23 protein-coding genes are annotated in these 25,366 nt (G+C 65.2%); 11 read left to right on the top strand and 12 right to left on the bottom strand.

The genetic code is table 11. The annotated features are described in order from the left end of the window. The first annotated feature begins 51 nt into the window (after positions 1-51). Positions 52-468, top strand: coding sequence for a hypothetical protein (locus tag ACWFRF_RS02735; RefSeq protein ID WP_452448652.1), 417 nt, complete (start codon positions 52-54; stop codon positions 466-468). On the opposite strand, the gene ACWFRF_RS02730 is transcribed toward ACWFRF_RS02735, so the two are convergent. Further along, complete coding sequence (locus ACWFRF_RS02730; RefSeq protein ID WP_452448651.1) at positions 398-1,396, bottom strand: porin PorA family protein; 999 nt, start codon at positions 1,394-1,396, stop codon at positions 398-400. The genes ACWFRF_RS02735 and ACWFRF_RS02730 overlap by 71 nt on opposite strands. A gap of 284 nt (positions 1,397-1,680) precedes the next feature. Here ACWFRF_RS02730 and ACWFRF_RS02725 point away from each other — a divergent pair, with 284 nt between their 5' ends. Genes ACWFRF_RS02725 through mhpA form a run of 5 tightly spaced genes read left to right on the top strand, consistent with a single transcriptional unit; the run spans position 1,681 to position 7,547 of the window. Continuing rightward, positions 1,681-2,814 carry a VOC family protein gene (locus ACWFRF_RS02725; protein WP_452448650.1) on the top strand — a complete coding sequence of 378 codons (1,134 nt, stop codon included), beginning with the start codon at positions 1,681-1,683 and terminating at the stop codon, positions 2,812-2,814. Beyond that, a complete protein-coding gene (locus ACWFRF_RS02720) occupies positions 2,811-3,749 on the top strand; it encodes a fumarylacetoacetate hydrolase family protein (protein ID WP_452448649.1) in 939 nt (312 codons plus the stop codon). The genes ACWFRF_RS02725 and ACWFRF_RS02720 overlap by 4 nt, the downstream gene beginning before the upstream one ends. After that, entirely contained in the window at positions 3,746-5,662 is a 1,917-nt protein-coding gene (locus ACWFRF_RS02715; RefSeq protein ID WP_452448648.1) for an acyl-CoA synthetase, read from the top strand. Before ACWFRF_RS02720 ends, ACWFRF_RS02715 begins: the two co-directional genes overlap by 4 nt. Further along, positions 5,659-6,015 carry a DoxX family protein gene (locus ACWFRF_RS02710; RefSeq protein WP_452448647.1) on the top strand — a complete coding sequence of 119 codons (357 nt, stop codon included), beginning with the start codon at positions 5,659-5,661 and terminating at the stop codon, positions 6,013-6,015. The genes ACWFRF_RS02715 and ACWFRF_RS02710 overlap by 4 nt, the downstream gene beginning before the upstream one ends. After that, the gene (mhpA, locus tag ACWFRF_RS02705) at positions 6,012-7,547 is read left to right on the top strand and encodes a bifunctional 3-(3-hydroxy-phenyl)propionate/3-hydroxycinnamic acid hydroxylase MhpA (RefSeq protein WP_452448646.1); all 1,536 of its coding nucleotides are present in this window, start codon (positions 6,012-6,014) and stop codon (positions 7,545-7,547) included. The genes ACWFRF_RS02710 and mhpA overlap by 4 nt, the downstream gene beginning before the upstream one ends. A gap of 50 nt (positions 7,548-7,597) precedes the next feature. Here mhpA and ACWFRF_RS02700 read toward each other — a convergent pair whose 3' ends face one another. The 4 genes from ACWFRF_RS02700 to ACWFRF_RS02685 all read right to left on the bottom strand — a co-directional run bounded on the left by ACWFRF_RS02700 (position 7,598) and on the right by ACWFRF_RS02685 (position 11,814). Next, positions 7,598-8,236: a TetR/AcrR family transcriptional regulator gene (locus tag ACWFRF_RS02700; protein ID WP_452448645.1), complete on the bottom strand. Its 639-nt coding sequence runs from the start codon at positions 8,234-8,236 to the stop codon at positions 7,598-7,600. A gap of 127 nt (positions 8,237-8,363) precedes the next feature. Next, positions 8,364-9,026, bottom strand: a complete 663-nt coding sequence (locus ACWFRF_RS02695; protein WP_452448644.1) for a TetR/AcrR family transcriptional regulator — start codon at positions 9,024-9,026, stop codon at positions 8,364-8,366. A 148-nt stretch (positions 9,027-9,174) separates the two neighbouring features. After that, a complete protein-coding gene (locus ACWFRF_RS02690) occupies positions 9,175-9,969 on the bottom strand; it encodes a hypothetical protein (RefSeq protein ID WP_452448643.1) in 795 nt (264 codons plus the stop codon). Positions 9,970-10,179: 210 nt separating this feature from the next. Then, positions 10,180-11,814 carry an MFS transporter gene (locus tag ACWFRF_RS02685; protein ID WP_452448642.1) on the bottom strand — a complete coding sequence of 545 codons (1,635 nt, stop codon included), beginning with the start codon at positions 11,812-11,814 and terminating at the stop codon, positions 10,180-10,182. A 53-nt stretch (positions 11,815-11,867) separates the two neighbouring features. On the opposite strand from ACWFRF_RS02685, the gene ACWFRF_RS02680 reads away from it, so the two are divergent. Both ACWFRF_RS02680 and ACWFRF_RS02675 read left to right on the top strand, forming a co-directional pair. After that, entirely contained in the window at positions 11,868-12,650 is a 783-nt protein-coding gene (locus ACWFRF_RS02680; protein ID WP_452448641.1) for an LmeA family phospholipid-binding protein, read from the top strand. A gap of 116 nt (positions 12,651-12,766) precedes the next feature. Continuing rightward, entirely contained in the window at positions 12,767-13,417 is a 651-nt protein-coding gene (locus ACWFRF_RS02675; RefSeq protein WP_452448640.1) for a TetR/AcrR family transcriptional regulator, read from the top strand. 43 nt (positions 13,418-13,460) lie between these two features. On the opposite strand, the gene ACWFRF_RS02670 is transcribed toward ACWFRF_RS02675, so the two are convergent. The 3 genes from ACWFRF_RS02670 to ACWFRF_RS02660 form a co-directional block, all read right to left on the bottom strand. Next, positions 13,461-14,183, bottom strand: a complete 723-nt coding sequence (locus ACWFRF_RS02670; RefSeq protein WP_452448639.1) for an ABC transporter ATP-binding protein — start codon at positions 14,181-14,183, stop codon at positions 13,461-13,463. Beyond that, entirely contained in the window at positions 14,180-14,974 is a 795-nt protein-coding gene (locus tag ACWFRF_RS02665) for an ABC transporter ATP-binding protein (RefSeq protein WP_452448638.1), read from the bottom strand. The genes ACWFRF_RS02670 and ACWFRF_RS02665 overlap by 4 nt, the downstream gene beginning before the upstream one ends. A gap of 74 nt (positions 14,975-15,048) precedes the next feature. Continuing rightward, complete coding sequence (locus ACWFRF_RS02660) at positions 15,049-17,073, bottom strand: ABC transporter permease (RefSeq protein WP_452448637.1); 2,025 nt, start codon at positions 17,071-17,073, stop codon at positions 15,049-15,051. A gap of 183 nt (positions 17,074-17,256) precedes the next feature. On the opposite strand from ACWFRF_RS02660, the gene ACWFRF_RS02655 reads away from it, so the two are divergent. After that, positions 17,257-18,504 (top strand): ABC transporter substrate-binding protein, encoded by a 1,248-nt coding sequence (locus ACWFRF_RS02655; RefSeq protein ID WP_452448636.1) that lies wholly within the window; start codon positions 17,257-17,259, stop codon positions 18,502-18,504. Between the two features lie 308 nt (positions 18,505-18,812). Next, the gene (locus tag ACWFRF_RS02650) at positions 18,813-19,868 is read left to right on the top strand and encodes a porin PorA family protein (protein ID WP_452448635.1); all 1,056 of its coding nucleotides are present in this window, start codon (positions 18,813-18,815) and stop codon (positions 19,866-19,868) included. Positions 19,869-19,939: 71 nt separating this feature from the next. Here the strand turns inward: ACWFRF_RS02650 and ACWFRF_RS02645 are convergent, their stop codons facing one another. Both ACWFRF_RS02645 and ACWFRF_RS02640 read right to left on the bottom strand, forming a co-directional pair. After that, complete coding sequence (locus tag ACWFRF_RS02645) at positions 19,940-21,199, bottom strand: amidohydrolase family protein (RefSeq protein WP_452448633.1); 1,260 nt, start codon at positions 21,197-21,199, stop codon at positions 19,940-19,942. 132 nt (positions 21,200-21,331) lie between these two features. After that, positions 21,332-22,204 (bottom strand): acyl-CoA thioesterase, encoded by an 873-nt coding sequence (locus ACWFRF_RS02640; protein ID WP_452448632.1) that lies wholly within the window; start codon positions 22,202-22,204, stop codon positions 21,332-21,334. A gap of 194 nt (positions 22,205-22,398) precedes the next feature. Here ACWFRF_RS02640 and ACWFRF_RS02635 point away from each other — a divergent pair, with 194 nt between their 5' ends. Then, complete coding sequence (locus ACWFRF_RS02635) at positions 22,399-22,620, top strand: hypothetical protein (protein ID WP_452448631.1); 222 nt, start codon at positions 22,399-22,401, stop codon at positions 22,618-22,620. A gap of 43 nt (positions 22,621-22,663) precedes the next feature. On the opposite strand, the gene ACWFRF_RS02630 is transcribed toward ACWFRF_RS02635, so the two are convergent. Next, on the bottom strand, positions 22,664-24,067 hold the full coding sequence (locus tag ACWFRF_RS02630) for an amidohydrolase family protein (RefSeq protein WP_452448630.1): 1,404 nt from the start codon (positions 24,065-24,067) through the stop codon (positions 22,664-22,666). Next, the gene (locus ACWFRF_RS02625) at positions 24,064-25,302 is read right to left on the bottom strand and encodes a CoA transferase (RefSeq protein ID WP_452448629.1); all 1,239 of its coding nucleotides are present in this window, start codon (positions 25,300-25,302) and stop codon (positions 24,064-24,066) included. Before ACWFRF_RS02625 ends, ACWFRF_RS02630 begins: the two co-directional genes overlap by 4 nt. Between the last annotated feature and the right edge of the window lie 64 nt (positions 25,303-25,366).

Raw genomic sequence — 25,366 nt, 5'->3', positions numbered from 1 at the left:
TAGTAACTGACACTCTCATCACATCTGACTGAACTGGCAGATAGCAATGAAATGATCGACGATCTGCTGGCCGTCTACGAGCCGAGGGTGCGAGCCGGGACGCCGAAGGACGGGTTCAACCTCCCCTTCGCTCGTCTCTTTGCTGAAGCGCTCGAGATTTCGGTGATCGTGGTCGGCGGATTTCATACCAAGGATGCGAGGGGGGACGCCATAATCAGTGGCTGCGCCGATGCTGTATCAGTCGCCAGGGCCCTCATTGCTGATCCCTGCCTCTACCGCGCGGTCACTACGGCTGACCTGGAAGATCCGGTCTGCGGGTACTGCAACGGATGCATCGCACGGTTCACTGGCTCACGTATCGACGGCTATAGCAACGACATTCGCGCGCGGCGCGAAGTCATGCTGAGCATCGTGCGCGGACGGGTCCGCCGAGAAGACTGGGAAGCCGACCTCGCACGGCAGTGGTGAAGACGACGATTGCCATGAAGCCCAACCCGATGGGGAGCCCGGTACCGAAAATGGTGAGCTTGCGGCCGCTATCGGCCATGTATCGCGCGGACAGCGCGGCTGATTCCTCATCGCTGTGCAACACGATCCGTGACAGTGGTACGACCGGAATCAGGGTGAAGTCGTCGAAGATGTTCAGGATCGTCGTCTGATCGCCTGACAGGGTGATCGGTGCACCCAATTGCTTGTCCAGATTCAGTGAGGTCGTGTCGAGGACGGTGAGCCGGACAGGGACCTCATTGGGGAGTTCGGGCAGGACAGCCGACAGCCCAGCGGCGTAGCGGGGCGGTAGATCGGCGGCGATCATCTCGAGGAGCAACTTCGGAAGGGTTGTCCCGTCACCGGTGTTCGCCATCTGAGCGATGGCGGATCGGTAGGGGGCGGCGAGCTGCTGATCGGCGAGCACGCCGGACGCGGTACCGCTGAAGCCGTTGGCTTCCCGGCCCGCGATCTCACGTGTACCCGTGAACGTCATGCGCTGTGTGCTGTCGATCAGAGGGTTGTATATGCGGAAGCTGTCGGTGCCGGCGCCGATCGGCCGAGAGATCACCATGCCTCCGTGCTGATTGCGGACGCTTGTCCCGAGCGGTGGGCGGTTCTGGCTGTAGTCGTAGCGATCCACGGAGTAGTGATATTCGGTGCGTTGCTCTCCGGATGGCAAGTTCACGACGGTGGCGGATTTGACGATCGCTGTCGACTGCGCGGTCCGCTCGACTGTCGTGTCCCGGCGGGCGTCGATGGCGGTCGGCGAGCCCAAGTCGAACGTTGCCGGGTCGAGCGTTTGATATGTGCCGACCAGCCGCTGTGACGAACTGAATCCGTCTTGCAGCCGGCATGCGAACGGCACGCCTACGAACACGACCAGCGCTGCTGTGACCAGCAGCGACACGCCAATTGCAACCCGTACTCGGATGGAACGCACGCCTATCACGACTCTCTCCGCCTCACTGGTAAACGACAGTGGTGTCCGCCATATCAGGTCGCGACAGTGACCCGGGTTACACCGTGTGGCAACAGAGTGTAGGTGCTCGTAACTGACATGTCGATCGGTATTGGCATATGCGAGCAGTAGTGACGATCTACTCAGTCAAATGCTGATGAATTCGTCAAAACCCTTGACTGAGGACCTTCTCGTAAGTGACGATATCGTCACAACCTAGAAGGGAGTGGTCCATGAGTGGCCATCACGACGTGCACAGCGGGCTGCACAGCGAGAGTGGTGCGGTGGCAGGTGAGCATCCCGGCCGAGCGCTCAACCCGGTGGTGAAGGTCCTCGATCTGGCATGGCTGGAGTTCGAGAAGCCCGATCTGGAGGCGGCCGAAACGTTCGCTCATGCTTTCGGGTTCACGACGGCGATGCGGTCGGCGGACGAGCTGCAATTGCGGGGTGCCGACTCCGGCGCACCCTGCGTGCTCGTCCGCCGCGGGGTGCGGTCGAGGTTTGTCGGTCCCGCATTCCGTGCTGCGGAACCAGCGGACCTGCTACGGCTGGCCACTGCCATGCATTCGCGACCGGTACCGCTACCGGAGCCGCTCGGCGGGCAGACTGTCGACCTCGTCGATCCCAGCGGTCTTCGGGTACGGGTGGTCGCCGGCACCCACGAGCTTCCCGCCCTACAGCCTCAACGACCTCAGGTGTACAACCTCGGGTACGAGGTGGCGCGGGTCAACGCGACCCAACGACCGGCTCGGGCACCAGCACGAGTGCAGCGTCTCGGTCATGTTGTCGTGCAGACCACCAAATATCGGCAGACCCTCGACTGGTACCTGCGGAACTTGGGTCTGATCGTCAGCGACTTCCTCTTCTACCCGGGCCAGCGCGAGCGAGGCCCGGTCATGAGCTTCATTCGCTGTGATCGGGGTTCGGTTCCGGCGGATCACCACACGCTCGCGCTGACGCTGGGTCCGTCCAACAGGTACGTGCACTCGGCCTATCAAGTGGCGGATCTGGACGCGCTCGCCGCCGGTGGAGAATTTCTGCGGGAGCACGGTTTTCACCGCTCATGGGGGATCGGCCGCCATATCCAGGGCAGCCAGATCTTCGACTACTGGCGTGACCCCGACGGCTTCATGGTCGAGCATTTCAGCGACGGCGACATGTTCGACTCGTCTCTCGAACCCGGCTGGGCTCCGATGAGTGCCTCCGGTCTCGCCCAGTGGGGACCCCCGGTCACCAAGGACTTCCTCGGTATCGCCCCCGGCACCGACTCGCTGCGGGAACTGCGCGCGGTCGTCGATGCGCTGCTCGGTAACAACGAATTCGATCTCCGCCGCCTGCGCGGCCTGTTGAAAGTAGCCAACTCATGAGCATTTCCGTACTCCGCACCGCCGAATCCTGGTGGGTGCAGACGCCCGCAGGCGCTGCCCGCATCGACACGGCCGCGTCGACCACACGGGAGCTGCTCGGCGATCGTGCGGCTGTCGCCGCCGCGGCATCCAGCTCGGACACCGTCCCCGTGGACAGCCTTTCGCTGCTCTCTCCGGTCACCGTGCCCTGCCGGGTGGTGGCCCAGATGACGAACTTCGTCTCGCATGTCGACGATTCCGGGATGGACCCGAAGACTGTGCCGTTGACGTTCTTTCGCAAGACCTCCGGCTCGATCAGCGGACCGTACGCGGATGTCATCCGGCCTGCCCACGTCCAGTTGCTCGACTACGAGGTGGAGATCGGGCTCGTCTTCGGCAAGGAGATGCCCGTCGGGTCCGAGGTCGATTCGGCGAACGTGGCCGACTACATCGTTGGCCTGGTCGTCACCAACGACGTCTCCGCACGTGATGTCCAGTTGCCGAAAACGCAGTTCTACGAGGCGAAGTCCTATCCCACTTTCACCCCGGTCGGACCTGCGCTGGTGCTGCTCGACGACGGCGAGCTCGAGCGGTTCGTCGACCTTCGGCTGCGCTTGTGGGTCAACGGCGACGTGCGCCAGGACATGACCGTGGCCGACATGATCTATCAGCCGACGCAGGCCCTGCGCGAACTGACCCGGTTCCAGCGAATGGAACCCGGCGACCTACTGCTCACCGGAACTCCGGTCGGCACCGCGATCAGCGCCCCCGCGAAAGTCGTCGAGATCATCGGCTCGTTGCTGCCGCCGAAAGTCAAGTGGAAGTTGTTCTTCCAGGGACAGGCGAAGAATCCGAAGTATCTGAAGGACGGCGATGTAGTGGAGGCAACCGTCGGCACCGACGACGGCGCCATCGATCTGGGTCGTCAGCGTACGGTCGTGCGGTACGCCCGATGACCGAGAACCCGACTCTTTCCGTGGCGGCCGAGGAACTGCTGTGGCCGCGGTACGCCGACCCGGAAGATCTCCGGGCCATCGAGTCCGTGGAGCTTTTCGCGCGCGGCCTGCCCGAATCCACCTACGCGCTGCTCGTCCGCGCGGCGACGCGGTGGCCGGAGCGCGACGCGATCACCGTGTTGCCCGAAGCCACGCGGTGGCGGGAACCGGTGCGGCGCACCTACGGCGAACTTCTCGCGGATGTCCATCGGTACGCGAATCTGATGCACGCTCTCGGAGTGCGGCGCGCTGACGCGGTCGCTCTGATCGCCCCCAATTGCGCGGAGTTGATCCCCGCGACCCTCGCTGCACAACTGGTCGGTATCGCGGCACCGATCAACGGCGGCCTTTCCCTCGACCACATGGCGGAATTGCTGGCCCGTTCCGGGGCACGGGTCTTGATCGCCGCCGGCCCCGATCTCGACGCCGACATCTGGGCATCGGTGCGGCAGCTGGCCGGTCGCGGATTGCTGGATGCGGTGTTGGTGCTGCGCCCCACTCTCGCGGTCGAGGTGGCTCCGACGTTGCCGTCGATCGACGGTGTGCCGGTCGGTTACCTCGATGCCCTTGCCGCTGAGCATGATTCGTCGCGCTTTGCCGGTGTGCCGCCGGGTGGTGAGGATCTGGCGGCTCTGTTCCACACCGGCGGTACCACCGGTGTGCCGAAGCTGGCCGCGCACCGGCACGTCGGTGAGGTCTCCAACGCCTGGATGCTCGCGGCCAACTCCTTGCTCGACGAGGACGCGGTCGTCTTCGCCGCATTGCCCCTCTTTCACGTCAACGCGCTCATCGTTACCCTGCTCGCGCCGCTGTTCCGCGGTCAGTCGGTCGTGTGGGCAGGTCCGCTCGGCTACCGGGACTTCTTCCTGTACACGGAATACTGGAATATCGTGGCGCACTATCGGATTGCCGCGATGAGCGCCGTGCCGACGGTATACGCCGTGCTCGCACAGTGCCCGATCACCGCTGACATCTCGAGCTTGCGCTACGCGATGGTCGGCGCGTCCGCGCTCCCGGTCGCGGTACGCGAGAACTTCCAGGGACACACCGGTGTGACCCTCGTTGAGGGGTACGGCCTTACCGAAGCCACCTGTATTACCGCCCGTAGCTTCCCGCATCGGCCACGGCCCGAATCGGTCGGACAGCGGATGCCCTATCAATCCGTGTCGGTCGTTCGCATCGACGAGGACGGCACGTGGGTGGACTTGCCCGCCGGGGAGACCGGCTTGCTCGTCATCAACGGCCCCACAGTCTTTGCCGGATACGTCATCGGCCGGGACGACCGCGGCCACCTCACCGGCGGATCGGGTGCGCTGGTCGACGGCTGGCTGAACACTGGCGACCTTGCCCACATCGACGATGACGGGTTCATCCATCTGCACGGCCGTGCGAAGGATCTGATCATTCGGGGCGGTCACAATATCGATCCAGCGACGATCGAAGACACCCTCCTGTCGCACCCACAGGTCGCCGCGGCGGGTGCGGTGGGTCGGCCGGACCCGCACTCCGGTGAGGTGCCCGTGGCTTACGTGACGCTCGCGCAGGGCGCGACCGTCAGCGAAGCGGACTTGGTCGATTGGGCGGCCGAGCGGGTACCCGAGCGCGCCGCCGCCCCGAAGACCGTCACCGTTCTCGACGTGCTTCCGGTCACCGATGTCGGGAAGCCCTACAAGGTGGGTCTGCGAGCCGACGCTACCCAGCGTGCGTTGGCCGAGGCACTCTCCCGACGTGTCGGAATCCACGCCATCACCACCGAGGTGGTCGACGGTGCGATAGTCGCGACCGTCACCCTCGATCCAGTCGTCGATCCGAGCGAGGTCGAGGCCATCCTCGGCCACTATGCGATCACCTGGAAAGTAGTGATCGGGCAATGAAAATCATCTCGATCGTTCTCGCTGGTGTGCTGGCGGTGGAATTCGTGTCGTTCGGCGCGGCCAAGCTGGCCGCAGTGGGCCCGATGCGGCAACGTGCCGCGCATCTCGGCGTGACCGAGGCAGTCTTTCGCGGCGTCGGTGCGCTCGAGGTCGCGGCCGCGGGCGGGGTGTTGTTCGGCCTCGTCGCTCCGGTGGTCGGCGTGGCAGCTGGTCTCGGACTGGCGCTGTTGATGTGCGGTGCCATCACATCTCATCTACGCCGCGGTGACGGCATGCTCGAGTTGTTGCCCGCGGCCGGGTCCGGTCTGGCTGCGGTTGCTTACATGGTGGCTGTCGTGGGAGCTTCCTCGTGACCGCCGAGGCGGTCCCGGTCGTGGTTGTCGGCGCAGGCCCAGCCGGGCTCACCGCGGCGACACTGCTGGCGCAATACGGGATCGAGACGACGGTCCTGGAACGGTGGGACGGGGTCTATCCGCAACCACGCGCCGTTCACCTCGACGGCGAGATTCGCCGGGTATTGGAGCGGCTCGGTGTCGGCGACCAATTCGACCAGAAGTCCAGGCCTGCGCTGGGATTGCGGCTTGTCGATGCTGACCAACGGGTGTTGGTCCAGTTCGACAGGGATCCTGCGGGGGGCCGCAACGGGCACCCGGAGGCGAATCTCTTCGATCAGCCCGAACTGGAAGCGATCCTGCGCGCGAACCTTCGCTCCTATCCAGAGGTCACACTGCGTGCCGGTGCCGAGGTTGTCGCTGTTGTCGAGGAGAACGGCTGCGTGCGAGTGGATTTCGAAGATCGGACGACGCGTCGGACCGAGTCGTTGCGCGCAGCATATGTGCTGGGCTGCGACGGGGCCAACAGTACAGTTCGCGGTGCGATCGACGGGCAGCTGCGCGATCTGCGGTTCGAACAACGCTGGTTGGTCGTCGACATCGCCACGACGACGGAACTGGGCTGTTGGGATGGTGTCCACCAGATCTGCGATCCTGAGCGTCCGGCAACCTATATGCGTATCGGGCAGACTCGCCACCGCTGGGAATTTCGGCTTCGTGCAGGTGAGACCGCCGCTGACTACCGCGACCTGACCCAGCTACGACCACTGATCGCGCCATGGATCGACGTGAATGCGGCGGAGAACCTCGAACTGGTGCGGGTCGCCGACTACACATTCCGTGCCCAGCTCGCTGACCGGTGGCGCGAGGGGCGGGTGTTCCTTTTGGGCGATGCCGCCCATCTCACACCACCGTTCATCGGCCAAGGGATGGGTGCGGGGATTCGCGACGCCGCCAACCTCACGTGGAAGGTGGCTGGTGTCCTGCGAGGTGAGCTGCCCGACAACGTGCTCGACACCTATCAGACGGAGCGGAAGCCGCACGCGCGGGCCATGATCCGGCTCGCGAAATTCATGGGTGTGACGATGACCGAGGGCGGCGAGTGGGGTAACCGACTTCGCGGTTTCATCGCACCGCGGGTGCCACGAGTGCCTGGCCTGACCGGCATGGTCGTCGGCGGCGAGTCTCCGCCCCTACATCGTTCCGAACTCGTGGTCGCACCGTTGTCGACGCGTCGCCTTGCCGGGCGCTTGATTCCGAATACCCGGCTTGCCGACGGACGATGTGTCGATGAGGTGATCGCTGGTCGGTTCGCCATCGTCACCACGGTCGAACTGACTCCCGAGGCCCGCGCTGTGTGCGATCAACGCAACGGCGTTGTTCTTCAGGTGGCGCCGGGGACAGACCTGCATCGCTGGCTACGCCGTGGTCGCTCAGCGGCGGTATTGGTTCGGCCGGATGGCGCCGTTCTGCGCAGTGCCCGGCAACCAGCCGTGCTGTGTGCGAAGCTACCGGCGTTCACACCGAGCCGTCAGCTGCCCCGCGTACGGTGAAACCGGGCGCGGGTCGGTGACCACTGCGTGGAAATGGTGAGCGGCCTCGGCTACAGCTCTGGCTGTGGGGGCAGGGCAGTGGTGGTGAGCTTCAGGGCGGTGCGCTTGTTCATCCCGAACATGCGAAGCATGTGAAAGGTCATCTCGTCGGTTCGTGCGTCGACGTCGGCATCGGGGTTCGCGTCGAGCAGCTGAAGCAGACCGAGAAGTGCGCCGCCCGCGGCCATGACCGCCATGTCGGGATCCATCTGTTCGAACCGGCCCGCCTCCTGCGCGGCGATGATGTCCCGGCGGGCGCGTGGGGCCAAGCCTTCATCCCGCAGTAGAACCGACATGCCGGAGTGCAGGATTACTCGCACCATCTCCGGTGCTTGCCGTTGAAGGCGACCGGTCATACGGAAGCTGACAGCGAAGACTTCGGCGGGATCGTCGTACAGTGCCACGATGCCGTCGCGCATCTCGCTGTAGACCTGCAACGCTGAGCGCACAGCTTCGTCGAAGAGCTGATCTTTGGAATCGAAGTGGTTGTAGAAGGACCCGAAACCTACGTCGGCCTCATCGGTGATCTCTTGGATGCTCACCGCGGAACGACCTTCGGACAGGAACTTCCGGGCCGCGCCGAGCAGCGCGTTACGGGTGCGCTCGCGTCGGCGGTCGACACGGTTGCGTACTACGGGTTCGGCAGTCACGGACTCGCCCTTCGTCGGAGTCGTTGTCGAAATCGTATCTGATCGAAGCGTCAGTGACGATTTCTGAGCCGGTGTGACCAGCGCCGGGTTGGGTGGCTTGCCGCGACGAGTCGCCGGGAAATGATGTTCAGTCGGCGGAGCCCGATTGCGGTAGTTCCGCGAGTGCCGGAAGTGGGCGATGGGCGATCTCGTGCGCTTCCTCGGCGGGAAGGCCGAACATCCGCAGGAGGTCTGCGGTGATCTGGTCCGCCGACGCGGCGTCGTCGCGTTCGGGCCGGCTGTGGAGCAGCTGGCCGAGGAAGACAGCAGAACCGGCGACGACGGTCATGGCGAGTTCGAGATCACTGATGTGGAATCGTCCTGTGCGGGCGGCATTGTCGATATCACGGCGAGCGCGGGGTGCGAGGCCCTTGTCGGAGTGAGTGAGGGCGAGACCGTTGGTCAGCAGGATCTTACTGAGAGTGGGATTGTGGCGGTGCAGGCGCCCGGTGAGTCGGAAGCCCTGGGCGAACGCGTGCGCCGGGTCGTCGATGTCCGCGCAGAGGAGGTCGAGCGCCGCGCCGTGCTGGTCGAGCGCTTCTTCGAGCGCGACCTCGAACAGTTCGTCGCGGGTCTGGAAGTGGTTGTAGAACGACCCCATCCCGACGTCGGCGGCCTGCGTGATCTCGAGAATCGGCACATTCAGTCTCCCGGTCGCGATGAGCGACTGTGCCGCGCGAACCAATGCGGCGCGGGTGCGCGCCTTACGGCGCTCCAGTCGGTTGGGCTCCGAACCAGTGTGCGTGGCCATCGCTGCTTACCTTTCCGTGACGAACTCGCACGTCACCCTAGCTCAATCGGTCAGTATTGACGAACTAGTCACTACTGTGGTCCGGCTCGCCGTGGAGCCGAGCTGGACCGGTATTTCTCGCGTGATCACCGTTGCTGACATGCCGCCTTCATCGGCTGGGGTGGAATGGCTCCGTGCCGAGCACCAGACGCAAGCCTGAGAGGCCGGAATGGGCTCGGGCATAGGAGAGTTCGCGATCGATGTCGCCGATATTGTTGACAATGGGCAGCGCCGCCCCCAGGGTCGACAGGGTGCCGAGCGCACGGCCTTCGCGGTCGAGGAACGCGCTGCCGCTGTCGCCGGGGATGCCGGGTGTAGGTGAGACGAGGGCATGTGTCCAACCGTTGGTGGCGGGGTCATCGTCCTGGCACTGCCCGGTTTGTGGGGACAGCCCGGTGATTCCGCCGCGGAGGCCGGAATTGCCGTAGCTGTAGACACGCTCGCCGGTACTGGCGCCGGAGGTATTCATACCGACCGGGCCGCCCCAGTACGGCAGGCTCGGATTCACCTTTCCGACGTCCTCGGCGGGCACCTCGACCAGTGCGAAATCGTTAAAGGCGCAGGTATTTCGGTCCGTCTCGGCGCTCTGCTGCATCGCCAGCCAGCTGCTGTAGACGAGTTTTCCGGTGGCGACTGCTGTCCCGTGGGAGAGCAGGGAGCCACCGCGATTGAAGGTCACGGCAGTACCGGTGGGGAGGCTGGTGGCGGCGCAGCCGTCGGTGATACTCGCCTCGCCGGTGGCGGCGCAGTGGGCGGCCTGGCCGAGATATATGGCTCCGGAGTCGTCGGTGAAGACATAGTTGGTTGTGCACTGTCCCGCGCCGTCGGTGTAGGTCTGAGTTCCGGGAGTGATTGTCGCGGTCGCTGCCGCACCCCACTGATGCCCGGCCTTGTCGGCGGCCACTGTGGCTTGCCGTCCGCTGTCGGTGGAAGGTCGTTGCGTCGTAGTCGAGGCCGTGTCGACCTCATTGATGGCGGAGTCGTGGGATCGACCGCATCCGGCAGTCATCGCCAACCCGGCGGCAAGAACAGCGGCAGTTACCGGGAGTGCTCGGCTACGGCGAGAGGTGAAGGGGCACATATTGATTACCTTTGGTAGTCAGTGCTCGAAGAGCTACTGGGGGGTGGTTTGGGTACGGGGTGCGCAGAGCAGCGCGCCGAGGGCGGCTACGGCCACCACTATCGCGACGACGATCAAGGAGGCTGACAAGCCGTCGATGAACGCTGCGCGGACGGCAGCCGCGAGTGCCTCACCCCCGCCGCCGCCGAGATGCTCGGCGACCTGGAGTCCGGCCGCGGTGGAGGACTCGACGGAATGCGCGGCGTCGGGCGGCAGTTGGTCGAGCGTAGGCAGCGACGACTTGTAGTGGCCGGCGAACACCGAACCCATCACGGCGATGCCGATCGCCGCCCCGACCTCGCGCGTTGCGTCGTTCATCGCCGAGGCAACGCCCTGCTGGTCGGCGCGTAGCGAGCCGACGATCACCGAAGTGCCGACCGCGCTCGTCAAGCCGATGCCCAGACCCGCGACTATCAAGCCGCCGAGGAAGGGAAGGTAGCCGGAATCGACATCCAGGAACGACAGCGCGAACAATCCACCCGCGAGCAGGAGCAGTCCGACGCTCATCACAGCCTTGATGCCGAGACGATCGGTCAGCCGCGGCGTGAGCGCGCTGACGGGCATGACGATCAGCGCGATGGGAATCAACGCGACCGCGCTCTTCAGCGGGCTGTAGCCGAGCATCAGCTGCAGGTATTGCAGCCCGACGAAGAAGAACCCGAACACGGCCATGAACTGGACAAGGATGGTGACCGCTCCGGCACGGAAACCGCGAATGCCGAACAGTCGGGGATCGAGCAACGCGTGCTGATTGCGCAGCCCGAGCACGGCGTAGAGCGTGAGTGCCGCGGCGGCGACGACGAAGCTGCCGATCACCCGACCACTCGTCCAACCGGCCTCACTGCCTTCGATGATTCCGAACACCAGGGCTCCGATCGCGACCGCGCTGGTGTACGCACCGGCATGGTCCAGGGGCCGGCCCTCCTCGTCGCGAGTGTTCGGTGCGAGCACCATGGCCAGAACTCCGCCGAGTAAGGCAACTGCCGCGCTGGCTACGAAGATCGAACGCCAGCTCCATACTTCGAGCAGCAGACCGGCCGCGAGCAAGCCGAGAATGGCCCCCGCGGCGGCGAATCCGGACCAGATCGCCACGCCCCGGTCCCGCTGTGCAGCCGGGAACGCTGACGTGATCGTCGACAGTGTGCCCGGCATGATCATTGCCGCACCCACGCCCATGACCACCCGCCAGACGATGAGCATGGTGGTCGAGTCGGCGAAGGCGGCCGCGGCTGAGCCGACCGCGAAGACCAGGGTGCCCGCCAACAGGACGTTGCGGCGGCCGAACTTGTCACCGAGCGCACCGATCGGCAGCACCAGCGCGGCCAGCGCCACCGTATAGGCGTCGGCGATCCAGGTCAGCGATGTCGTCGACGCCGACAGATCCACTGCCAATTCCGGCATAGCGAGGTTCAACGCCGATACCGACGCCACGACGAGCACCAGACAGGTGCACATCGCCAACAAGATCCCCTGTGTTCCCGCTCGACCGGCCTGGACGGTATCCGAACCCGGGCCGGGCAACGCTCGGGCTGTGTATCGCTTCATCGCATCTCCCTGGTCAGCGGCCGACTTGTCATCAACTGTCGATCTATTGATGACATCGTCACTTATGAGGGTAGGATCAGTCAACAGTTATGACGAAATAGTCATAAATGATCATCTCGTTCCGGAGGTCTGTCGAAATGTCCGAAGTTCCTACCCTGAGCAGCGACGAAGCGCCGTCTGATCGATCAACGTCCGGTCGGGAAACCGGATCGGGCCTGGGTCGTGGTCTGCGTACGCGCAAGCTGCGAGCGGCCCTCGTGGGTTCCGGGGTCGTGCTGGCGCTTGCCGTGTCCGGCACCGCCGCGGCCGAGATCTACTACCGGAATCGGATCGAAGGTTGTATCGCGCACGAGGTGGAACGGGAACTCGGGTCGCGGGTCTCGGTCCGATTCGGGCCGAGACCGCTACTGTTGGCTGAGCTCGACCATCGGATCCCCTTCGCGGATGCCGACAGTGCGGACACGCGGTTCGGTCCGGCTGTCGGTATGCGAGTGCGTGCGCGTTTACACGACATCGAGCTCGCCGACGGCGGGGCCGGCGCCGCCGTCGGCCACAGCAGCGCTCAGGTCGTCTGGGGCAATGACGGTATTGCCGAGACGCTGCACGAACCGACCGCAGTGGTCGCCTCGGACGCGAGCACGGGGATCCTGGCGGTGTCCGCGCTGGGAGGGTTGGCTCATCTGGAGCTGCGTCCGTACGTCGTCGATCATCGGATTCTGATCGACACTGTCGCGGTTCGCGGCCTGCCGACCGATCTGGTCGACATCATGGTCGAAACCCTCGTGCGCAGCCTGCAGGGCTATCCGCTGAATCTGCGTGCCGACACCCTCCGGGTGACTGACGCGGGCATCGTGGTTGCGCTGAGTGGTGGGCCTGCACCGCTCCGAGTGGACGGTAGTTCCGGGACGGAATGTAGTTGATATTACTGTAATGCATACGGTAACCTGACGACCGAACGGCCCACCGTAGTGGTCGACGGTTTTCGGTAACGAGTCTCCGTTGAGTTCGATGCCTCGGGAGACAAAGGAATCCGCGGATGAAATCGGTCGACGTACGCCGCCCGGCTCTTGCATCGACATTCGAGTTTCGAGGATCCGAGGCCCAGGGACGCCGGCGCGCCGCGGCACTGGTGGCCGCGCAGGCGGTTTTCGTCGCCAACGGCTATCACGGCGCGACGATGGACGAGATCAGTACGCGGGCGGGAATCAGCAAACCGGTGTTGTACGGATACTTCATCAACAAACTCGATCTGTATCTTACTGTCCTGCAACGTTATCTGGATACGATGGTAGATGGTGTCCGCGCCGGTCTGGCCGCGGACACCGGGCGTCGGGACAGGTTGCGCCGCACAGTGCTCACCTACTTCGACTTCGTCGAGGACGATTCGGGCGGGCACGTACTGGTCTTCGAATATCCGGTACCCAGTGAGCCGAGTGTTGAACTGCGGGTGCGTAGTGCGATGCGCCAATGCGCGACCCTGGTGAGCGCCGAACTTCGCGCGGCGGGCGTGGTTTCCGTGGCGGCCGACAGCTGCGCGTGGAGTTTGGTCGGCGCAAGCCACCTGGCTGCCCGTCAATGGCTGGCTACCGGGCGGCCGATCGCCAAGAACGACGCAGTAGACGTCGTCGTCGCGCTGTGCTGGAACGGGCTTTCGGCACTCGACATCGAGTTGGCCTCGCACAGTTGAGATTGCCGCAACGTGGAGATCGCGGCAACGGCTTGCCGCGGAATCAGGTGGCGCTGGCCGCGCCCAGGTAGCGATACAACAGTTCCTCGCGAGCTTGATCGGTCGGGCCTGCCCAGGACAAGTGTCCCCGCTGCAGGATGATGCAGTGCTCGGCAAACGCCAGTGCCCGGCCGGCGAACTGTTCGATCATGATCACCGATACGCCCACGGCGCGGGCCCGCGCGAGGCTGTCGAAGACCATGTCCACCATCTTCGGCGCCAAGCCCAGCGACATCTCATCGGCGATGATCATCCGCGGCGTCACCATGAGTGCTCTGGCCAGGGAGAGCATCTGTTGCTCCCCACCGGACAGCGTGCCCGCTTGCTGCCCGCGGCGCTCGCTGAGCACAGGGAATATCTCGAACGCCCTGGCGAGCGCTTCGCTGCGGCCACGCTTGTCGGCGACCAGCGCCATTCGCAGATTCTCCAGCACAGTGAGCCCGGGAAACACGCCGCGGCCTTCGGGCAGGTACACCAACCCGGTCCGGCGAATCCGGGAGGGGGAAAGCGACGTGATGTCATGGCCGTCGAAGCGCACCGAGCCGCCACACGACGGAACGAGGCCGGACAAAGTCCGGGCCAAAGTACTCTTGCCCGCGCCGTTGGCCCCCAGCACCGCGACCGCGGTGTCGGGGGGAACGTCGAAGGTCACGTCGAACAATGCCTGGGCGGCGCCGTAGCGGACGAACAGGCCACGGACCTCCAGCAACGGCTCGTCGGTACTCATGCCGGTTCTCCCTGCTCGTGGTGGATGCCCTCGCCCGTCGGCGGGTTGTCGATGTCCTCGCCGAGATAGGCCGCCCGAACTGCCGGATGCACACGAATCTCCGCCGGCGTCCCGGCCGCGATCTCGACCCCGAAGTCCAGGACATGGACGACGTCGCACATTCCGAGGACGAGTTCCACGTCGTGCTCGACGAGCAGAAGCGAGGCACCGTGGTCGGTGACCACGCGCCGCAGTGCGGCTGCCAGCTCGGCGGTTTCCTCTACATCCAGACCGGAAGACGGCTCATCGAGCAGCACGACCTCGGGTTCGACGGCCAACGCGCGAGCCACTTCCACAAGCCGAGCCGAGCCGAGCGGTAGGCCGGCGGCAGGCAGATGGGCGATAGGACCCAGATGCAGGGAGTCGATCAGCTCATCGACCCTGCTGTTCTCCACCGCAGCGGCTCGGCGCAATCCGCGTCCCGTCACCAGATCGGTCCAGATCCGGTGAGGGGTGTGCCGCATCCGATAGGCGAGGACGACGTGCTCGCGCACGGTCAGCGACAAGAAAAGCTCGGGGTGCTGAAAGGTCCGGGCCAATCCACGGCGGGCCCGCTGCTGGGGCGAAGTCCGGGTGACATCGCGCCCACCCATCAGGACTGTGCCCGCGGTGGGCTGGAGTAGTCCGGACAGGACAGCGAACAGCGTGCTCTTGCCGGCCCCGTTCGGGCCGACGAGCCCGATGATCGAACCGGCAGGGACTTCGAGATCGACATCGTCGAGGGCAACCAGTCCGCCGAATCGTACTGTCACCCCCCGCGCTGCGAGCCGGGGAACAACCGGTGTCGCCGGCTGTGTGTTCCCGGACGGAGGAGAGGTTGTGGTGCTCATGCTTTGCCTCCCGCGGGCAGCCGCTCAGTAGTGCTGAGAGCGCCCGGGTCCATCGATGGCGCCGACTTGCTCACCGGTGAGCTCGTGTTACCGGGAACGTCGATCGGGCGGAGTCGGCGCCGGGCGAGAACCCGCGCGCAGGCGTGAGCTGCCTGCATCACAACACCCTCGGGATGCAGCGCGAGCCCGACGGCGCCGAGGCCGAACAGGATGACCGGAATGTCGCTGAACTCCGACGGCAAGTAGGTGGAGAACAATGCCGGCACGAGAAGGAAGACAATGCCCGCGATCAGCGCCGCGATGATCGAGCGTGCTCCCATCGTCACCAGCACTGCCAGCCAGACGAGGCCGACGGATGGATGGAAAGCGTCCGGGAGTGTCGACTGGGCACTCATGGCGAAGAAGCCGCCTCCGACCGCCGCGACATAGGTGGCCAAGCCCGAGACCAGCACTTTCGTTTGAACGATGCTGATGCCCAGCGTGCGGGCGCCGTTCTCACTCCACCGCACGGCATTCATCGCGAGGCCGACGGTCGACCGGCGCACGTTGATGATCAGGAAGGCGAGGACGAGAAACGTGGCCAGCGCGAGGTAGGTGAATGACGCGTTCTCCTCGGCGAACGCCGGTCGGCTCATCGGCTGGCCTGAGCCGAAGTTGTAGAACGGGTCCCGAGTCAGCACCAGCGTCTGGATCAGAGATCCGAACGTCAGGGTCACCAGCGCTACGTAGAGGTTGCCCAGCCGGATGGTGAGCAGGCCGAGAAGGACGCCGACCGGAACGATGACGAGCGGTCCGGCGATCACAGCGACCAGCGGGTCCCAGTTCGCCCGGTTGACCAGCTCGGCAGTGAGAACCGCGCCGGCACCCGCGAAAGTGATCTGGCTCAGCCACACCATGCCGCCTTCGCCGGTCACCAGCGTGTAGGACAGCAGCGCGATTGCGAGCGCGATGCCGGATGCGAGCAATCCGGTCCAGTACGTGTCGAGTACGGCAGGCATGGTCACCACCACGCCGATAATCACGACCGTTGCGGCCAGGGCCGAACCGATCCGTCCGGTTCCGGTTGTGATCGGCGCCGAGATCAGTGATGGATCGCCACCCTGGGGGCGGATGGACACGTCGAGGGCCGCGCCCGATTGGGTGTTGCCGGTTTGTCCGCGGAGTGCGTAGTAGAGCAGGAACGCCAGCATGAACGCGAACGGCACGCTCGAGACCACTGCGGAGGTGAACTGACTCGACGCGTCGAGATATCGCTGAACGACCAGGGTGACGACGCCCATCACGAGCGCGACGACAACGGCCACCGGCAGGCTGCGCAACCGTGCCGCGACGACCGCCGCGAACGCCGCGGACATCATGTACGTCATTCCCTCGACCGAGAGTCCGGAAGTCGGGGCGATGAGGATGCCTGCCAAGCCCGCGAGGGTGGCGCTCGCCGCCCATACGCCGAGGGCCACGTGCCCGGGATTCGTGCCGCTGAGCCCTGTCAGCGCCTCGGAGTCGACCAGCGCCCGGACCTTCAGCCCGACGTCGGTGAAACGAAGGACGCCGACGCCGACGATCAGGACCACCACCAGCCCGGCATAGGTGACCAGTTGATCGGCGTTGACGACCGCGCCGAAGATGTGCACGACACTGAGGGGCCGGGGTGCGAGCCCCGGTGCGGTGACGTTGACCAGGCCACCGAGGACGAGACCGACCAGCGGTGGCAGGGCGACCGAGAGCCCCACGGTTACCATCAGTTTGACGACCGGCGAGCTGTGCCGCAGGTGCCGGAAGAGCGTCGCGTAGAGCGCCATGCCGAGCAACGGCGCGAAGACCAGGAGCGCGACCACCGCCGCCTCGACGTTGCCCCAGCTCATCTCCGTATCGAGGAAGTAGTAGAACCGGGCGACGGTGAAGGCCATCGCCGCGAACGCCAGGTTGAAGATTCCCGAGGATACATAGGTGATCACCAGGGATCCCGCCGCGATGGCATAGATGGACCCGAGACTCAGGCCTGCGAGGACGTACGAGAGCAATTCGTCTCCAAAAATCTTGGCGAAGTATCAGCCGCCCTCATATTGTCCATCTAACAGTAAGACGCACAGTATGATGCTCAGGAAGTATGGGCCAGAGCCTGAGGCATGTCAATCACGTTGCGGCACAGAACCCGCGGCTGTGAATGGTTGTGCGGCGGCTTCCGAGAAGAAGGTTGTGCAGTGATGCTTCCCAGCAAGGGTGCCGCCACGCGTGGCAGAGGTTCGGTACTCGCCGCGATATGCGCGGTGGTACTGACGGTCGCGGCGTGTGGCAGCGCCGGCGACGACACCGTTGGTACCGGCCCGGTGAAGATCGGGCTGCTGACCTCACTCAGTGGTCCGGCCAGCTCCGCCTACACCGGTGCGGCCCCGGGTGCGCAAGCCCGTTTCAAGGCATACGAGGCAGCGGGCGGCAAGTGCGCCGGCCGGGGCTTCGAAGTGTTGGTGACCGACGACCAATCCAGCGCTCAAGGCGCGCTGAGCGGGGCGCAGAAACTCATCCAAAAGGATCAGGTCTACGCACTCATCACGGTGAGCCCGTTGTTCTACGGCGCGTCACGATGGGTGACGACGCAGGGCAAGGGCACTCCGGTGCTCGGCGGAGCCTTCGAGGGGGCCCCGGAATGGCTGCAGGCCCCGGAGAACAATCTGTTCGCCGCCAGTCAGATTCAGGACTACCGCGACACGTACTCGACCCAGCCCGATTATCTGAAGACCAAGGGCGTGACCAAGCTGGCCGCGGTGGCCTACAACAGCCCCAGTTCGCAGGAGTCGATGCGCTCGGTGATGAACGCTGCGCAAGCCAGTGGGCTGCAGCGGGGGTATGTCATCGATACGGTTCCCTTCGGTAGTACCGACGTCGGCGCGATCGTGCTCGGCATCATCGCCTCGGGCACCGACGCGGTCACCATGGCGGTCAATCCCGACACGGCCTTCGCGGTCGTAGCCGGTCTACGGCAAGCCAACTATCCGCTCAAAGCCGTTATGTCGGCCACCGGCTATGGATCCGACCTGCTCCAGTCGGCGCCGGCGGTCGAGGCCGGTCAGGGGGTCAGTTTTCTGGTGGTCGGCGGTATCGCCCCGGTGGAGTCGGGTACACCCGCGGCCAAGGCGTTCTCGTCGGCTCTCGAGCGGTACGCGGGCAACGCGACGGGCATTCCGAGCTTCGCCAATATATATGGGTGGACGGCGGCCGATCTGTTCCTGCACGGATTGGAACTGGCCGGATGTGACGCGTCTCGGCAGGACTTCATGTCGACTCTGCGACACGATGCCACCTGGACGGCGGGTGGTCTGATGCCCGAACCGCTCGATATGAACACCACGAAGTACGACGATCTGTGCCAATACTTCGTGAAGCTGCAGGGCGCGGCATTCGTCCTCGACCCCGCGGACGGCACTCCGATCTGCGGCAAACTCATCACATCCTGATTGCAGGACCGCCGGTTTACCGAAAGCACTCCCGTAATGCCAACAGTTGACCTATCGTCAGTGTGTCGGATCACAGTGGGTCGACAAGTCGGCGGTATTTCCGACGGCATGACCGAGCCGGAATCGGCCGACCCCCTGTGCCGAGGCCTTACGGCTTGCGCGGCGTGGTACGTGGCGCACGAGGTGTCGAAAGCGTCAGCGCTTTCTTCGCATAACGACCGGTAGAACACCGGCCATCAACGGGCGTCGCCAAGCCCATATACATCCAGCACTGTGCTGGACTGATCTCCTTCAGGATAGAGGGTTTCATGACAAAGAGGTCATACACCGGGGTCGCGGCATGCGTCGCGGGGATCTCGGTTCTCGTTGCCGCGGCATTGTTGCCGACATACGTGCGTGGATCTGTCGTCGGTCTTCCGGACGATCTGGACCAAACCACGGTTGTGGTCGGAAAAGGTGAGTTGATCGACCGATCGAGCTTCCGATCCGCGACGCCGGTTCAGACATCGAAGGATGTTCCGGTGTCCATCACCTCCCGGCTGACCGCCGAGTCGTCCAGCGATTCCGTGGTCGTGGTCCACGGAAATCTGGTGGGGGCACGAGCCGATGCCACGGGTGATGCGGCGGTATTCATCAACAGCTCCGACGTCGTGAGCGTCGATCGTCAGGAATTCCTGGTGAACGGCACGCCCGTGCCGACGTGGACTGCGCCGCCCGCACCGGTTGTCGAGGAGCCTGCCCGGATCGGGACGCTGTTCACTTTCGCACCCGGCGTCGAGAAGACCGACCACCAGGTCTATGAGGTCATGGCACACGCCCCGGTGACGGCACGGTATGTCGACGATGACCGGACCATCGACGGAATGCAGTTGTACCACTTCCGTTCCGAGTTGAAGCCTGTGGATATGACGCAGACCGCAGGCGTCACGCAGCAGACGCAGTTGACTCTGCCCGCGTTCAAATGGGGTCTGCCGGGTGGCATGGAAATGGTGACGATGAACCAGTTCTATGGCAATGCCCGCGACATGTGGGTGGAGCCCACGACGGGGGCAACGGTAGACCTGCAGAGTCGGCCCCAGATCTATTACGCGCAGACCGCCGACGATCCCCACAAAGTGGTGGCGTTCTCCGGCGAGCTCCAGTACGACGAGGCGACCAAGGCGTCGATGCTCGCCGATGTGAAAGACGGCCGAGACATGATTCGGGGGCTTTTCCTGTGGCTGCCGATCGGACTTGCGGTCCTGGGGCTCCTCTTGGTCGGTACCTCGGTGATCATCGCTGTGCGCGGTAGGGCAAGACGTCGTTCCGGCGTCGCCGTGAATTCGACGGTTTCGACCGAAACCCCCGACGTCAAGGTCGGCTGAGAAGCCACGCGACCCAAAAAGGCGCAACGGACGAAATGTCCGTTGCGCCTTTTGGTGTATGCAGTACGGGCTCAGGCCGAGGTCGCCGCGTCTGCGTGCGACGGTATCCTGTTGTCGCCGGCCGCGGAATCCGGGTTGGCGAGGGGAAGGCCGAGGAAGCGCCTAGCATTGTCGCCCATGAAGTCATAGGTTCGCCGGACATCCATGCCCTCGGCGTACTTCCAGAAATCCTTCGGCTCCGCCAAGCCCTCCGGATGCGGGTAGTCCGAGCCGAACAGGACCTTGTCCCAGCCGACGGTGTCGACGACGTCGGCCACGCATCCTTCCCAGAACGGGCTGACCCAGATATTGCGACGGAAGACTTCGTGCGGATGCTCGGCGAAGTTCTGCGGCATCTTCTTGTAGAGGTCTTCGAAGTCGTGGAACAGCGGCTGGATCCACGAACTGCCGTTCTCGACGCTGGCGATGCGCAGCTTCGGGAAACGAGTCAGCGTACCGTGACAGATCAGGCTGGTGATCATGTCCGCGATTTCGCGATGCCCCAGCGTCATCCACCGAAACGGGCTCTGCGCCATGAAGTTCGCGGTATGCGGTGGCTCCCATTTGGCGATGTAGCCGTCCAGCGGAGGGTAGCTGGCGTGCAAGACGATAGGCAGGCCTGCGGCTTCGACGTCACGCCAGAACGGATCGAATTCCGGCAGCGCCGGTGAACGCCACCCGTGCAGACCGTTCACCGGGCCCGGTTTGATCAACGCGGCCTTGGCGCCGTTGGCCAGGACGTAGTCCAGTTCGCGCTGGGCCGCGTCGACCTCGGACAGATTGATGATCGGTGTCGAGAAGATGCGGTCGGCATAGCTGTAGGTCCAGTGCTCGGCCATCCATTGGTTGAGCGCGTGGATGATCGCCAGGGTGAGCTGAGGATCGTCCGCCGCCGAATGCTCGACAAGGCTGGCCAGGGTCGGATAGTTGAGTGCCTCGACGACCCCTTGCCGGTCGAGCTCGGTGATCCGGTCGACCGGGTTGCGCGTACCTTCGGGTGCCTCGATCGCCGGGCCCTGCATCTCCCGCAGAGTCAGCCCCTCGGTGTTCTCGCCCGCGAAGAACTTCTCGTGAGCACCGGGAGCGGCCACCCGCTCGAACGTCGGATTCGGGATGAAATCGGTGACCTTGTTGTTGATCACGATTCGCGTCTGACGACCGATCTGCGCGAATTGCACGGCCCGCTCGTACTGCTCCGGAAGGTACTTGGTCAGCGAATCCGGGGTCTCGTACATGTGCTGGTCGGCGTCGAAGATCGGCGCGTCGCGGAACTGATCCTCTGATCGGCTCATGATCGCGCTCCTCGGGGGGTGGGGATCCTCTCGCCGGCGCGTGCGCCGTGCTCCCGGATGGCAATGTCGGTCATCTGTTTCCTTCCGCCAATGCAGTGTTATCTACTGTAAACACTACAGTAATGGGGTATATCAGGTGCTGGGGATTGCTTCGATGTGGAATCTGAGCAGCGCTTCTTGAGCGAACGAGGCGATCAGCGTCCCGTCGGTGTCGAAGACGTCGCCGCGGCCGAAGCATCGGCCGTGGGCGACGATCATGTTGTAGTGCCGCATCAGAAGCCACCTGTCGGCGTCGAGCGGGCGATGGAACCAGATGGTGTGCGAGGTCGTGGCCGAGGTGAACGTGGTTCCGTTTCCGCGTTGGTCGACGCCGTCGAACGGCCGCAGGGCATTGCCGATCACGTTCAGATCCGTCGCGTAGGCGAGGAGGGCGGCCGTGGAATCGTTTCCGGCGTCGGGAATGCGCATCCACAGGTCGTAGTCGGTGTGCGGGCTGGGTGCGTCGAGGTCGGTCACCGACCGCGTGTCCCAGGGGAGCAAGTCGAAGACGACCCGGTCGGCGATGCCGGGAAGTGGCGCCGCGGGTCGGCTCGGTTGGTGCTGCGGGCCGCCCTCTTCGGAGTGCAGCGACACGGCGCACGTGGCGATCGGTCGGCCCAGCTGGGTCGCGGTCATGGCGAGTGCGCCGAATGAGCGCCCGTTGTGCAGTGGTTCGCAGCGGTAGCGGACGGGGCCCTCCGCGGTTCCCTCGCGAAGAAACGACACGTGCAGCGATTTGACGGTCTTGCCGGCGTCGATCGCGTTCGCCGCTGTGACGAACTGTGCCAGCAACTGCCCGCCGAACAGTCGCCGGTGCGGCAGGCGCTGATTCGCGCCTTCGAAGAAGGTCGGCGAATTCAGGGGTTCGGGCTGGTTGTCATCACCGGGTGGGTTCGGCAGTCGCCGCAGGTCGAGGCAGGCAGCGAGGTCGCTCCAGGTATCAAGCACCACTCGATCGTAAGTCATACGGGAAGCATTGCGGTAAAGCTCGTCGTTACTCTGCGAGGAGACTGTTGTGCGGCGTACTGTAATGACAACAGTAATGGTGATCAGAGTGGTGAGGATGATGGATGACAAAGTATTTGGGCTTCCGGCGGAAGTCTCGGTCAGGGAAACGTTCTGCGCCTACCGCGTCACCAGAGGCGTTCGATGAACAGGGCATGCGGATTCCGGGAGACCTGATCCGGACCACCACACGGGATCTGCTCGACTTCTTCGCGAAGTGCCCGCAGTGTGGGTACGCGGCTCAGGCGACGGAAACGGTGCGAGCCTTTTCCAGCGGGTTGCTGGAGCGGCGGGTGCACCGCACCTGCGGTCTGCCGTGTGGGTGGCATGAGTTGTCGTCCGAGATCGCCGACACGGTTCCGTCCGTCCAGCAGTGAACCGGCGGACACCCGCCGGCAGATCTCGCCGTCGATGTTCGGGCTATCGCGGTGGTGTCGGTTCGGCTGTCAGAGTGCGGCGTACCACGTCGGCCGACGGATTGCGCAGTGCCCGGTCCAGGGGCTCGTGCAGCAGGACGAGATCTGCTGCGGTTCCACGCCGAATACGGCGCGGCGGTCCGCCCGGATCATCCGCCGGGGCGAGGTAGGCGGCGAGTGCCTGTGCGGGGGTGAGGGATTCGGTGGGGTTGATGGTGTTCCCGGTCTCGGTCGAACGGAGCGTGGCCGCCGAGATCACGGCCCAGGGGTCCAGTGGCCCGTACGGGGCGTCGCTGGACAGCGCAACGGGGATGCTCGCGTTCAGCAGGGACCGGCAGCGGTAGAGGTCCGGCAGGTCGTCTGGGTCGACGTGATCGAGGTAGTAATCGCCGCGGTCGGCGAGAAATCCGGGTTGGGTCACCACCCGCACACCGTGGCGACGAAGTTCATCGATACTTTCGACGGGAACGAGCGCCGCGTGTTCGACCCGGTCGCCGGGGAAGTCGCCCGCGACATCGAGAGCGGCGAGCAGTACGAGCAGCGCCTCACGGCTGACGCAGTGTGCGGCGATCGCTCGTCGGTGGTCATGGACCATCCGGATTCGTTCCACCAGGTCGTCGAACGCCGGAAGTGCGGAATCGGCGATGACGATCTTGTACGGTCCGACACGGATTCGGCCGGGCAGGTAACTGCCGTGATCCACAGGAGCACCGAGAAGATGTACACGCTGGGGGAGATCGCCATTGGTGACAGCGGCGACAAGCGCGGCTTCTGAGCGTGACGACAGGTCAGGACTGGCGTCGGTGACCCCGGTCAGGCCGTAGCCGGTGAGGATGGCGCCGAGTGCGTTCAGGCGTGGTGGCTCGGCTGTGGGTAGTCGGGTCCGTAGCCAGTTGTCCGCGCGCCAGATTCGGCCTGTCGGGTTGCCTTCGTCGTCGCATTCGACGCCTGGATGCGCAGGGCCGGTGATCCCGGCCGCGGCGAGTGCGGCGGAATTGAGGATCCACATCGCGCCACTGCGGTGTTGCACACGGACCGGACGTGCAGCGTGGAGTGCGTCGAGCGCGGTCGCGTCGAGGTCTCCGGCGACGGTATCGACGTAGCCGACGCCGCGGACCCAGCCGTGCGTGTCCCCCGGGGCGGTGGTGAGTGCGGCGGCCAAGGTGCCGTGGTCGCGAACCATCGGCGGTCCGCAGCGCACCGAGGCGGCATCGGCGGCTGTCGCGTGCAGGTGCAGGTGATGGTCGTGTAAGCCGGGGATCAGTGCACCGCGGCGTGCGTCGATGACCTCCGTGGCGCCGAGAGTGGACAGCGCCGACCCGATCTCCTCGACGCGCCCATCACAAATGCGCAGGTCCATGCCCGGGCGGCCACCGATCTCCGCATCGCGCACCACGATCACGGTCATGGAGCGGGGATTCGGAGTGAGTTGAGCACTCGGGAGGTGTCGGCACCCGAGGCCGAGGCGGTGCCGGTCGGTACGCGAGCGGAGGGCCCCGCCACCGGAATCGGCTCGTCGGCGACGTCGACGAACCAGTCGTCGCCACGACGCACTGTTCGGGGCACCGGATCGGTGGTCAGGGTACTCGCGACGACCTCGGTCATCGAGATGTCCCACAACACACCCGATCCATCAGGCGGAGCGGAAAGAGCGAGTGTGGCCGCAGTGAGCCCGGTGAGCGGATCGGCGATCGCGTCCCCGACGAAAACTGGTGTGGCCGTGGGAGTCTCGCGTGCAACGAGGCCTGCGGCCGCCGCGACGTCGTCTCCGAAACCGATGCGGTTGGAGGCTCGACCGGCGGCCGTGATCGACACCCAGGTCGCGCCACGGGCGACCGCGGCATCGGCATCCAGTCCGAAACCGGTGAGTGCCCGGGGGCGGGACGCTTCGATGACGATATCGGCGGCGTCGACCAGGGCGGCCAGCGCCGACCGCCCGGCCGGGACGGTCGGATCGAGCACCACCGATTCGTGTCCGTGGTGCAGCAGGTCGTAGAAGCGTGGGCTGCCGCGACGTGCGCCGTCGGGCCGGTCGGGAGTCTCCACCTTGACAACCCGCGCGCCTGCCAGGCCGAGGAGGTGGGCGCACAACGGGCCTGCCCACAACGCGCTGAAGTCGACGACGAGGAGCCCGTCGACTGCCCGTGGCGTCGCCGGGGGGAATTGTGTGGGCGCGCGACGCCGCACCGGACCCGCGGCGACGCCGAGCAGTTCGGCGCGCTCGGCGAGTTCGTCGCCGCGATGGCGCCGCAGCCAGGCCGCGACCACGGACCACAGGTTGTCGGTGTTCAGATCGGTACCGACGAGCGCGCCCAGCAGGAGGGGATCATCGGGACGCGCGCACGAGACCGCCGCCCACCCGTCGGCGGTGGGCAGCAGTCGGCATCGGCCACCGGCCGAGATCTCGCCGCGGCGACGCAGGCCGGTGAGCGCGGCGCGTTCGCCCAATAGGCGGGCGCCGTCGACGGTGACCTGTCCAGCGGTGGAGGCCGTGATCGACGCGGTCAATTCCCGCGCACGCGTGGCCGCGCGACCCGGCGGTACCAGAGGTGGCCCGTCGGGCGGACCGGTTATCGCGACCACTCCGCTGTCCGCCCAGTCCACGGCGAGCGGGCCGAGATCGGGGGATGTCGAAGGGTGCACCGCTCGATAGTAGGTCCGCGCCCGACCGGGCCGGTGGGGAGAGCGTGACCCCTTGTCCGGACGG

It is taken from the genome of Nocardia sp. NPDC055165 (assembly GCF_053606985.1).
The sequence above is the reverse complement of the archived record's forward strand: the minus strand, read 5'-3'. Positions and strand labels throughout refer to the sequence as shown.

Bases quoted from the DNA above. Each gene is read 5' to 3' on its own strand.
- ACWFRF_RS02735 (WP_452448652.1), top strand. From the start codon at position 52: ATGATCGACGATCTGCTGGCCGTCTACGAGCCGAGGGTGCGAGCCGGG.
- ACWFRF_RS02725 (WP_452448650.1), top strand. From the start codon at position 1,681: ATGAGTGGCCATCACGACGTGCACAGCGGGCTGCACAGCGAGAGTGGT.
- ACWFRF_RS02720 (WP_452448649.1), top strand. From the start codon at position 2,811: ATGAGCATTTCCGTACTCCGCACCGCCGAATCCTGGTGGGTGCAGACG.
- ACWFRF_RS02715 (WP_452448648.1), top strand. From the start codon at position 3,746: ATGACCGAGAACCCGACTCTTTCCGTGGCGGCCGAGGAACTGCTGTGG.
- ACWFRF_RS02710 (WP_452448647.1), top strand. From the start codon at position 5,659: ATGAAAATCATCTCGATCGTTCTCGCTGGTGTGCTGGCGGTGGAATTC.
- ACWFRF_RS02695 (WP_452448644.1), bottom strand. From the start codon at position 9,026: ATGGCCACGCACACTGGTTCGGAGCCCAACCGACTGGAGCGCCGTAAG.
- ACWFRF_RS02680 (WP_452448641.1), top strand. From the start codon at position 11,868: ATGTCCGAAGTTCCTACCCTGAGCAGCGACGAAGCGCCGTCTGATCGA.
- ACWFRF_RS02675 (WP_452448640.1), top strand. From the start codon at position 12,767: ATGAAATCGGTCGACGTACGCCGCCCGGCTCTTGCATCGACATTCGAG.
- ACWFRF_RS02670 (WP_452448639.1), bottom strand. From the start codon at position 14,183: ATGAGTACCGACGAGCCGTTGCTGGAGGTCCGTGGCCTGTTCGTCCGC.
- ACWFRF_RS02655 (WP_452448636.1), top strand. From the start codon at position 17,257: ATGCTTCCCAGCAAGGGTGCCGCCACGCGTGGCAGAGGTTCGGTACTC.
- ACWFRF_RS02650 (WP_452448635.1), top strand. From the start codon at position 18,813: ATGACAAAGAGGTCATACACCGGGGTCGCGGCATGCGTCGCGGGGATC.
- ACWFRF_RS02645 (WP_452448633.1), bottom strand. From the start codon at position 21,199: ATGAGCCGATCAGAGGATCAGTTCCGCGACGCGCCGATCTTCGACGCC.
- ACWFRF_RS02640 (WP_452448632.1), bottom strand. From the start codon at position 22,204: ATGACTTACGATCGAGTGGTGCTTGATACCTGGAGCGACCTCGCTGCC.
- ACWFRF_RS02635 (WP_452448631.1), top strand. From the start codon at position 22,399: ATGCGGATTCCGGGAGACCTGATCCGGACCACCACACGGGATCTGCTC.
- ACWFRF_RS02630 (WP_452448630.1), bottom strand. From the start codon at position 24,067: ATGACCGTGATCGTGGTGCGCGATGCGGAGATCGGTGGCCGCCCGGGC.